The organism is Deltaproteobacteria bacterium, assembly GCA_016213065.1.
GTDB lineage: Bacteria > UBA10199 > UBA10199 > SPLOWO2-01-44-7 > SPLOWO2-01-44-7 > JACRBV01.
Map to the genome: position 1 here is coordinate 1 of JACRBV010000147.1, position 9432 is coordinate 9432.

Consider the following 9432-nt stretch of genomic DNA (forward strand, 5'->3'; position numbering starts at 1 on the left):
CTTTTGCCCAGACGGAACAACTGTAAGAGAAACAATCTGTGGTACCGACAACAGACTGCATTACCAAGAGATTCCCTGCGGCCCCGGAAAAATCTGTCGAGACGGGGTATGCATTACCGGAACTCCCGTTGAGCCCATATGTACGGATTCGGACGGAAGTGATCCAAACACACAAGGAAGTGTGACTGTGACCAACGCGGCAGGAACCACATCTTCAGGTAATGCTGACTTTTGCCCAGACGGAACAACTGTAAGAGAAACAATCTGTGGCCCCGACAACAGACTACATTACCAAGAGATTCCCTGCGGCCCCGGAAAAATCTGTCTGGACGGAGCATGTCAGGATATTCCTTCAAATCCAGATGGTATCTGCCGCTTCTATCAATGCGTAGACACCGATCGCGCGGATGACCCGGGTTTTGCCGGCGCTGTCATCGCCCTCGTGCCTGATGGTCATGGCGGAGAAAAATGCCAGCAACATAACGACGTTTGCGAAGATGAACACACACTGAAACAATATGCCTGCGGCCCTGACAGACGTCACGCCATCAGCAACACAACCGTTTGCCCCAACGCCTGCTCCAACGGCGTGTGCCGATAGGAAACAATATGATCCGGGGTATCCGTGATACCCCGGACTTTTCTCACAAAAGAACAATTTCGGGTTGACACGATGTGTATCCATTGTTATTTTATACACATAAGGAGGTTTTCCATGCCAACAGTCAGAAAACAATTTCTTCTAGATCCGGTAAAAATCAAAAAAGCAAAAAAAATCCTCGGCGTTAAAACAGACACTGAGGCAGTTGACACAGCGCTGAATATGATTGTCGTTAACGACCATTTGAACCATTTCCTGAAAAGCCTTAAAGGAAAACTTCCTGCCATCAAAAATATGGACCAGAGCAAACTGGAATCATGAAGTTTCGCACTCTTGTCATCGATACTTCCGTTTATATCAATTTTTTCAGGGGCAAAAATACCATTGGTTCGGTTCTCGATTCAGAAAAAATGACGGTTTATTGTACCAGCGTGATTATTGCAGAATTGCTGGCCGGGGCATTCAGCACAAAAGAAAGAGAAGTCATCCTCAAGATGAGACAACATTTCAAAAATGATCTACGCCTCGTTACGCCCACAGAGGAAGACTGGTTCTGGTGCGGATATACGCTGTCGCAAATCGGCAAAAAACATGGTTTTGAGCAGATCAAAAAAAGCAGATTGATCAACGACTGCCTGATCGCCTTGGCCTGCAAAAATTTGGGTGCAACTCTTCTTACGGAAAACAACAAAGATTTTGGATTGATTCGCCGTTTTATCGATTTTCAATGTATTAGCGTCTGAATAAATGCAACGGCATTTTCTTGGGTTATCCATTCCACACTTTTATCCGAATGAAACCATGTCATCTGGCGTTTGGCGTAAGCCTTGGTCTGTTTTTTTATTTCCGCGATGGCTTCTTCCAGAGAATATCTTCCCTGAAGATGGGCTATCAGTTGTTTGTATCCGATTGATTGCATGGCTTGAGAATCGGCGTCATAAATTTTCAAGAGAGCTCTCACCTCCTCCAACCATCCGGCTTTTAACATGGCATCAACACGCGCAGAAATTCTTTCGCACAAAATTTTCCGGTCACAATCAATACCAATTTGTAAAGCTTCGTAGCGCGGTTTTTCAATACGGTGTTTTTCATGAAAATGAGAAAGAGGGTAACCGGTCATTTCATAAACTTCCAAGGAGCGGATGATGCGGGTGGGATCATTGGGATGAATTTTTCTGATGGTATTAGGATCAATTTTTTGCAAACGCTCAAACAAAACGGGGAGACCAAATTCCTGCATTTCCTCCGTTAACTTTTGACGAATCGCTTTGTCCTGTGGAGGCGCCTCACACAAACCGTGGAGCAAAACACGCAGATACATACCCGTGCCACCCACAACCAACGGGAGTCTGCCGCGTTCTCTGATTTCTTTAATGGCCCGATCTGCCAAGGTTACGTATTGGGAGACATCGAATTTATCACCGGGGCCCACAACATCGATCAAATGATGCGGTATTTTTTTTTGTTCATTAGGCGTTGGTTTGGCCGTGCCGATATCCAGTCCGCGCCAAACCTGTTGTGAATCGGCGGAAATAATTTCAGCATTTAATTTTTCCGCAATCTCCAGAGCAACACGGCTCTTTCCCGCCGCTGTCGGCCCACAGAGAATAATAATGTTTGTTTCCGCTGACAGCTGACAGCTGACCGCTGATTGCTTTCTCATATCCGTTTAAACCAATGTTCGATTTGGGTTAGAGATATTTCAACGGTCGTTGGGCGGCCGTGCGGGCAATGACTGGCATTGTATTGATCCATCTCCACTAAAAGATGTCGCATCTCTTCGGGAGACAATTTATCTTTGGCACGGATTTGGGCATGGCAGGCTATCGTTTTCAAAATCAATTCTGTCGCTGTTTTAACGGCGACTGATATTTCAAAAGTTTCCAATTCTTCCGTAATCTTTGCCAATAAATCGGGAATGGAAATATCGGCCAACAAAGTGGGAATTTCTTTCACGACAAAAGTTTCGCCACCAAAGGGCTCGATTTCCAAACCAACATTTTGCAATTCCTTAAGATGAAGATTTAAAACCGCCGCCTGTTTCGGATTCGCCTCCCATGTGAGAGGCATCAAAAGTCTCTGTGAAGAAGTCCCTCGCGCCGCCACATCCCTTTTTAATTTTTCAAAACCAATTTTTTCATGAGCGGCATGTTGATCGACCAAAACAAGTTTGTGATCCGCCGATTCACACAAAATATAAGTATTGGCAAACGATCCCAAAACACGAAAATCGGAGAAGGAGGACTTAGAAAAAAGAGGCGTTGCCACTTGTTTAAAACCGTAAAATCGCCCAACGGCTTGTTGAATGCGATTTTTTGAAAATTCTAAAGTCAGTTTGTCATCCCCGAATGCTTTAATCGGGGATCCAGTCACTGTTAAAACAGGCTGGATTCCCGCTTTCGCGGGAATGACAAACTTGCTAAATTCTTCAAAAGGAGAGGCGGGGGAATCTGCACTGGCGTAAATCTGTTTCTGCACCACTTTCCTGACCGCCCTTTCAATAAACTGATGCACCGCTTGCGGGCGCACAAAGCGGACTTCCCGTTTGGTTGGGTGAACATTCACATCGACTTCTTCAGGATTCATTTCCAAATACAAAACCGCTTTAGGATAACGCCCCTTCATGAGGAAATCACTGAAACCGGCGGTCAAGGCATGTTGCAAAACGCGGTCTTTTAAAAATCGACCGTTCAAATAAAAATAAATGGCATTGGCACTCCCCGACGTCTGACGTGGATGGGAAATCCAACCTGAAAGTTTTATCTCCGGATTTTCTTCACGTACGAAAACCAGATCTTCGAGAAAAGATTTTCCAAGACATTCTTTCAGACGAGGCAGTGGATCTTTTGTCAAAACAGAAGATAATTTCTGCACGCCATCCACATATAAATCAAAACCACAATCTCTCCATCGACTTAAAGCCAACCGGATTAGCGTATCGGAAATATGCCCCAACTCCACACCATCGGATTTCAAAAATTTCAACCGGGCCGGAGTGTTGTAGAAAAGTTCAGATACCGCGATTTTAGTTCCCACAGGACAACCGGCGGCGCGAGCTTCAACAAGTTCACCACCACGCACAGAGACATGCGATCCTTCTAAAACGCCTTGCGGTTTTGACTCCAGAGTCAACTGCGAAACAGCGGTGATGGAAGGAAGTGCTTCGCCACGAAATCCCAGTGTGGCAATGCAAAAAAGATCAGACTCCTCTTTGATTTTGCTCGTGGCGTGGCGCTGAATGGAAAGTTTTGTTTCTTCCAGAGTCATCCCGCAACCATCATCGGTCACCTGAATCAGTTCCCTTCCTGCGCCCCTGATATCAACGCGAATATGTTTCGCCCCCGCATCCAAAGCATTCTCGACCAATTCCTTAACCACGGATGCTGGGCGTTCCACCACCTCGCCAGCGGCAATTTTGTCGGCCAATATCTGCGGTAGAATATGAATTCGTGACATAGAAATAAAAAATGTATTAAATACGGATATGTTCACAGCCTATCCCACAACTTTTGAAAAGGTTGCAAGCTCTTTTCTTCGCTTGTTTAGATCCCGTTCCGCGCAATCTTTGGAAGCGTCCCTTTCCCTCCCAGACACCAACACATTGACCGATCTGTATATAAGCCACATGTTTGACGAGGGAAATTTTTTGCATAAGCATCTCATCAGACGCGTCACTCCCCATATTCGTCTGGATGAATCGAATCTGGATGCTCTGAAGCTAAAAGTAGGACAAGGAACCTTTGTCTATGTCACGGTCGATTTGGGCCAACTGGACTATAATGTTTTCAATTCGATTTGTTTGAAGCAAAAACTTCCGCTGGCCGACTTTAATAATTGCCTTCGGGTACGCCGGTGGCTTCCTTTGGGATGGATCAAGCAAAACTATAGTCAACGCATCCAATTCCTTAAAAAACATGAGGAATTTCCACATCCTCTTCTAAGTGGTTACTTTAAAAATCTTTTACTGGAAGGAAGAAGCGCCCTCCTCTCGCTGGATGCAACGGATCCAAGTTACATCTCCACACCCATGCGAGATCTTTTGAGTACCATTTTGGAGACTCAGACTCTTTCTCCAACACCGATTTTTGTAATCCCCCAACAACTCATTTGGGACAGGCGCCCCAAGCGGGAAAAAGCCTCCTTTTTTGAGGCTATTTTTGGTGAAAACGAACACCCGGGCAAATGGCGCAAGGTGATTCTTTTTTTCCGACATTTTCGCAGACAAGCGGTGGTGCGTTTTGGAGAACCGATTTCTCTTCAGGATTTTTTATCCAGTGTCGGTGACGATCCCAGTTTGAATCTTTACCAGAAAATTCTGGGTTCTCTTCAAGTGGAGAAGAGAGGACTCACCGGTCCTCCTGTGCGTCCGCAAAGCTGGTTTATAGAAAGAATTTTCGAAGACAATGATCTTGCAAAGACAATTTATGAAATCGCAAAGGAAAAAAATAAACCGGTTGCTTCTGTAAAACGGCTCGCTAACCGTTACGCAAAGGAGATCACCGCCGACTTTCGCTCTTCCTATCTCGAATTTAGCGCCGCATGTGTTGATCTCATCAGCCGCAATCTTTTTGAGGGAATCCATGTTGATCATGAAGGATTGAAGAATTTGAAAAAATTATTGAGCAAGGGGCCCACGATTTTGGTGCCAAATCATCGTTCGCATTTTGATTATTTATTGATGGGGCATATCTGTTATCAAAATGACATTGTAAGCCCCCTCGTAGCCGCTGGAATTAATCTATCCTTCTGGCCGCTCGGATTTTATTTTCGCAGAAACGGTGCGTTCTTTATTCGGCGCACTTTTGGCGGCAACCGCCTTTATAAAAAAGTTTTTCAGAATTATCTGAGCGTGCTTGTTCAGGAAGGCTATCCGCAGGAATTTTTTATCGAGGGAGGCCGTTCTCGCACGGGGAAATTAAGACACCCCAAGCTTGGCATGCTATCAATGTATTCGGATGTCATGGCCACCAACGTAGTTCCCGATCTTCATTTTCTTCCGGTCAGCATCACCTACGATAAAGTTTTGGAACAAAAATCCTATCTCGCGGAAATTGAGGGAAAACCAAAAGCAAAAGAAAAAACGCGGGACCTTTTCAAGCTGACAAGATTTTTGAAGGGACGTTATGGAAAAATCTATGTTAATTTTGACGAACCGATTTCGTGGCAACAAGTTGCTTCTGAAGTTCCCGAGGGAGATTGGGAAATTAAAAAACCGGAAATCATTGAACGACTCTCGCAAAGAATTAGTCACGCCATCAACCGGCAAGTTGTCATCATCCCGCAAGCACTGGTTGCCAGCAGTCTGCTGACAACCGACAAATTGGGGATCACAACCGAAAAAGTTGAATTTATTTTTCGCGAACTCTTTCACTATCTCCGCTCCAAGCCCTATATAAAACTATCCGACACCCTCAACAAGAGTCCCGAAGGAGCTTTTCAGGAAGCCATTCATCAGTTTGAATCTTCCGGACTCATCAAACGTCACAATGGTTTTGAACAGACTTTTTTTGAAATTTCTCCGGGGAAACGTCTCGAGCTCGATTTTTTCAAAAATGTGACGATTCATTATTTTGTCTCTCTTGCGCTGTGGTCCAATCTTTTATTGGCACAAAAAAATGACACATTTGCGCTGAGCACTCTTGTTGAGGAGTACGCCTATCTGCAAAAACTCTTTGTGTATGAATTCCGTTTCAGCACACGACTCCCCTTGAGCCAGCACTTGGACAAGCTCTGCTGTTATCTTCAGGAAAAAAAATTGATTGAATATCACGATGGAGAGATTAAAGTTCTAAAAGAAGGCCGAATTCTGCTTAAAGGTTACAGCACGCTTCTTCGCAATTATATTGAAGCCTACAGTGTGGCGTGGAGAACTTATCTGCTCCAGCCGACACAACCGTACGACGAAAAAAATCTGATCAAGGCGATGTTATTGTATGGAAAACACCAACTAATGTTGGGAACGATTCAATATCCCGAATCTATTTCTCAGGGAATTTTTGAAAACGCGATTCAGTCTTTCAAAAAATTGGGGTTTTTTGAGGCCGAGTCGAGTGAAACAAGAAAAATGGAATTGGAATTGGAAAAACTGCTCGATTTATAGGGGCTCGCGTCGCCCCCTCCAACGGCAAAGCCGTTGGAGCCTCCCCCTCACGCGAGCAAAGCTCGCTGGCTATACTACTTTTTCAAGTAGGGAACTCTTCGTCTTCGCCGTCCTCTTGTCCCGGATTTTCTCTTCCCTGATCTTTGTTGTTACTTTGTTCCTGATCTCCATTCTGGGAAGGTTCCGGATCGGTACTGGCGAGGACCAACGGATCTGTCCGGTGTGAAGATTGGCTCGGAGCCATTGTCACAGGACCATTTGATGCCAATACCGGGAAACCAACAAAGGTAACCTGAGATTCAGAAGACAAAACAGATTCTTGTGTAGTCGACAGAGGGTTTGAAACTTCAGCACCCGCATTATTGCCTCTTTTCGATGCCGATATAGAAGTAATAGAAACATCAAATGCAAATTTTTTGGGAGAAGGCATTGGGTCTGCATCATCACGGTCTGACAAAATCCTATTCCCAAAATCTGCAATTTTAACCGGCAGTTCTTTGTTTAAAATTTGAGGGGACATTGGGGGTGAAACGGACCATAGACCGGGGAAATCGGACAATGGACTATGGACCATAGACCATGGACCAATAACAAAAACAGAAATCTCGGCAATCCATGCGTGATGATCTTCCAGACCTCCCACCATTTGGGCTACGGCTTCTCTAATTATTACACGAACTGAATTCTCTGAAGAATCTGGAGAGAAGAGATAAGCGCCCTGAACAGAACGTGCGGAAAAACTTCTTGGATCAATCGAAATAGACAAAGCAAAATTTGTGTCTGTTCTACTTAACAACAAAGCGTTGGCGGCAACTTTTTTCTTTTCTGTTTCAGCAGACATAGCCATCGGAGACGTCGTCGGCAAATTCACTTTTTTTGCTTTCGCTAAAATCTTTTGATCTTTTTTAGGTACTTCCGTTTTGATTTCTTCTTTTGTAGCAACAACTATCGGCGCCCCACTTTTTTTCTTTTTCCCAACGATAATAACATCGGGGAAAATGAGTTCATGTTTCGGTTCTTCAAAACGTCGGACACTTGATTGCAAACCTTTTGCATCTATCGTGTATGTTTCTTGGACAGGAGAAAAAACCGGCACCGGAGGAGCATAACGATCAGCAGAGTTGCCGAAATAAAAAAGACGGGAAAGAAAATCCCACGCCAAGTCGCGAATATCCCGAATTTTTGGAAGGCGTGGTGATTCTTGCGGCGATGTTTCTTCCGAAACAGAAACAGGCGCAATTGCTATTGGTTTTACAGGTTCAGTAGACATAACTGCATCTATTAGTATTTTCGTCACAAACCCCTGAAAAGTTGCGTCTTTTTTAAGATAAAAATGGATAAAAAAGAGCCTTCTATCCTATTGATTTTTATTGTGTTTTTTGGTGGATTTATTCCCGAGGATCAAGACGGGGCGAATAATCAGTATTAATGCCTTCGTCAATATTTTTTTGGACCGCCTCCAATTCTTTCAAAATCACCTCAATCGGGACCTTATAAACACCGGAAACAGTCTTCAAAAAGAGGTCCAAATTGCCATTAATCATCTCCAAATCGGCATCGGAAAGCTTGATCCACGCCTCCGAAATTTTATCGCGATGTTCTTCGAAAAGTTTTTTAAAAGTTTTTGAATCCATGACTAAAAAAAGGTTACCACTTTTCATATTGAAGAAAAAGTCTAAATTCCTTATGGGATCACCAGCAATCATTCGGGGGTCGGCTAACTGGTAAGCCTTCAGACTCTGACTCTGACTTTCTAGGTTCGATTCCTAGCCCCCGAACAAAAAATTTTTGTTAGAAGACAAATAATTTCCTTTTCAACCAACTGTCCTACCCGTTTTTCTTCCTTGCAAAAGCATTGCTTATCATCCATATAAATGCCATACTTCTATATGGCTAGATTAGTGACACACGGTTCGTTTGTTTGGGATGAAGAAAAAGAAGCCTATAACAAACAGGTTCACAAGATTGGTTTCGCAGAAGCGTCACAAGCTTTTTTTGACCCGAACCGTGTTATTGCCGTTGATGAGGCGCACAGCAAAATAGAAGAAAGATCGTTTTGTATAGGTAAAGTCGGAAACAGGATCGCCACTGTAAGATTCACTTATCGAGGAAGTAAAATTCGAATTATTGGAGCCGGTTTCTGGCGGAAAGGAAGAAAATTTTATGAAAAAAAGAAAAAGCAAAATTGAAGATCAGCCTATTGGGGAATTGAGAGAGATCTCTGACTTGTTGCCACCGCCGGAAAAACTGGCGGCCGTTGAAGAGACAGTCAAAGTAACCTTAACAGTAGATAGAGGAAGCCTCGAATTCTTTAAAGCAATGGCGGACAAGCTTGGGGGAAAATATCAAAGAATGATGCGTGAGGTCCTGCGCGGGTACGCTCAACGCTACGCCATTCGTAAAAGCTGACTATTGAGCAATCTTTGTCCTTCTCCATTCATCAAAAAAGTTCGATAGTCATCTAGGTGATTGAACACATAGAGATGGCTCAACACTTATAGAATTCGTATCTTATTTTGACTAAACAGGATCTCCCAATCAAAACCCTGCATAAGATCTGTTCCGTAAGCGATCAGCGAATCCTTCTGCGTTTATTTTAAAATCTTGAAATCAATTTTGTGAGGCAGGAGTTTTTCGATTTGATCTGCGGTTTGGGATTTGGGGAGTTCTGTCAACAGGTGCCGCATGTAGGCGTAGGGCTCAAGTCCGTTACCTCTTGCTGTTTGCAGGA

General features: G+C 44.0%; 11 protein-coding genes and 1 tRNA gene. 7 read left to right on the forward strand and 5 right to left on the reverse strand.

The window, feature by feature from the left end:
• The first annotated feature begins 187 nt into the window (after positions 1-187).
• The 3 genes from HY877_08770 (at position 188) to HY877_08780 (ending at position 1344) form a co-directional block, all read left to right on the forward strand.
• On the forward strand, positions 188-601 hold the full coding sequence (locus tag HY877_08770) for a hypothetical protein (GenBank protein ID MBI5300363.1): 414 nt from the start codon (positions 188-190) through the stop codon (positions 599-601).
• A 114-nt stretch (positions 602-715) separates the two neighbouring features.
• On the forward strand, positions 716-922 hold the full coding sequence (locus HY877_08775) for a hypothetical protein (protein MBI5300364.1): 207 nt from the start codon (positions 716-718) through the stop codon (positions 920-922).
• On the forward strand, positions 919-1344 hold the full coding sequence (locus HY877_08780) for a PIN domain-containing protein (protein ID MBI5300365.1): 426 nt from the start codon (positions 919-921) through the stop codon (positions 1342-1344). Before HY877_08775 ends, HY877_08780 begins: the two co-directional genes overlap by 4 nt.
• Here HY877_08780 and miaA read toward each other — a convergent pair.
• Both miaA and mutL read right to left on the reverse strand, forming a co-directional pair.
• Positions 1326-2264 (reverse strand): tRNA (adenosine(37)-N6)-dimethylallyltransferase MiaA, encoded by a 939-nt coding sequence (gene miaA, locus HY877_08785; GenBank protein MBI5300366.1) that lies wholly within the window; start codon positions 2262-2264, stop codon positions 1326-1328. The two genes, HY877_08780 and miaA, sit on opposite strands and share 19 nt — an antisense overlap.
• Positions 2261-4057: a DNA mismatch repair endonuclease MutL gene (gene mutL, locus HY877_08790; GenBank protein MBI5300367.1), complete on the reverse strand. Its 1797-nt coding sequence runs from the start codon at positions 4055-4057 to the stop codon at positions 2261-2263. Before mutL ends, miaA begins: the two co-directional genes overlap by 4 nt.
• Before the next feature lie 190 nt (positions 4058-4247).
• Here mutL and HY877_08795 point away from each other — a divergent pair, with 190 nt between their 5' ends.
• Entirely contained in the window at positions 4248-6701 is a 2454-nt protein-coding gene (locus tag HY877_08795) for a 1-acyl-sn-glycerol-3-phosphate acyltransferase (GenBank protein MBI5300368.1), read from the forward strand.
• Between the two features lie 82 nt (positions 6702-6783).
• Here the strand turns inward: HY877_08795 and HY877_08800 are convergent, their stop codons facing one another.
• Positions 6784-7971, reverse strand: a complete 1188-nt coding sequence (locus HY877_08800; protein MBI5300369.1) for a hypothetical protein — start codon at positions 7969-7971, stop codon at positions 6784-6786.
• Positions 7972-8089: 118 nt separating this feature from the next.
• On the reverse strand, positions 8090-8335 hold the full coding sequence (locus tag HY877_08805) for a hypothetical protein (protein ID MBI5300370.1): 246 nt from the start codon (positions 8333-8335) through the stop codon (positions 8090-8092).
• Between the two features lie 72 nt (positions 8336-8407).
• Here HY877_08805 and HY877_08810 point away from each other — a divergent pair.
• The 3 genes from HY877_08810 to HY877_08820 all read left to right on the forward strand — a co-directional run bounded on the left by HY877_08810 (position 8408) and on the right by HY877_08820 (position 9110).
• Positions 8408-8479 (forward strand) — tRNA-Gln (locus tag HY877_08810).
• 111 nt (positions 8480-8590) lie between these two features.
• Positions 8591-8890 carry a BrnT family toxin gene (locus HY877_08815; protein MBI5300371.1) on the forward strand — a complete coding sequence of 100 codons (300 nt, stop codon included), beginning with the start codon at positions 8591-8593 and terminating at the stop codon, positions 8888-8890.
• Positions 8865-9110 (forward strand): BrnA antitoxin family protein, encoded by a 246-nt coding sequence (locus tag HY877_08820; protein MBI5300372.1) that lies wholly within the window; start codon positions 8865-8867, stop codon positions 9108-9110. Before HY877_08815 ends, HY877_08820 begins: the two co-directional genes overlap by 26 nt.
• A gap of 182 nt (positions 9111-9292) precedes the next feature.
• On the opposite strand, the gene HY877_08825 is transcribed toward HY877_08820, so the two are convergent.
• On the reverse strand, positions 9293-9432 hold a 140-nt coding region (locus tag HY877_08825), incomplete at its 5' end, for a transposase domain-containing protein (GenBank protein ID MBI5300373.1).

What these genes read in the sequence shown, in the direction of transcription:
- HY877_08775 (MBI5300364.1), top strand. Translation starts at nt 716, where the DNA reads ATGCCAACAGTCAGAAAACAATTTCTTCTAGATCCGGTAAAAATCAAA.
- HY877_08820 (MBI5300372.1), top strand. Translation starts at nt 8,865, where the DNA reads ATGAAAAAAAGAAAAAGCAAAATTGAAGATCAGCCTATTGGGGAATTG.
- HY877_08805 (MBI5300370.1), bottom strand. Translation starts at nt 8,335, where the DNA reads ATGGATTCAAAAACTTTTAAAAAACTTTTCGAAGAACATCGCGATAAA.
- HY877_08800 (MBI5300369.1), bottom strand. Translation starts at nt 7,971, where the DNA reads ATGTCTACTGAACCTGTAAAACCAATAGCAATTGCGCCTGTTTCTGTT.
- HY877_08815 (MBI5300371.1), top strand. Translation starts at nt 8,591, where the DNA reads ATGGCTAGATTAGTGACACACGGTTCGTTTGTTTGGGATGAAGAAAAA.
- HY877_08780 (MBI5300365.1), top strand. Translation starts at nt 919, where the DNA reads ATGAAGTTTCGCACTCTTGTCATCGATACTTCCGTTTATATCAATTTT.
- miaA (MBI5300366.1), bottom strand. Translation starts at nt 2,264, where the DNA reads ATGAGAAAGCAATCAGCGGTCAGCTGTCAGCTGTCAGCGGAAACAAAC.
- mutL (MBI5300367.1), bottom strand. Translation starts at nt 4,057, where the DNA reads ATGTCACGAATTCATATTCTACCGCAGATATTGGCCGACAAAATTGCC.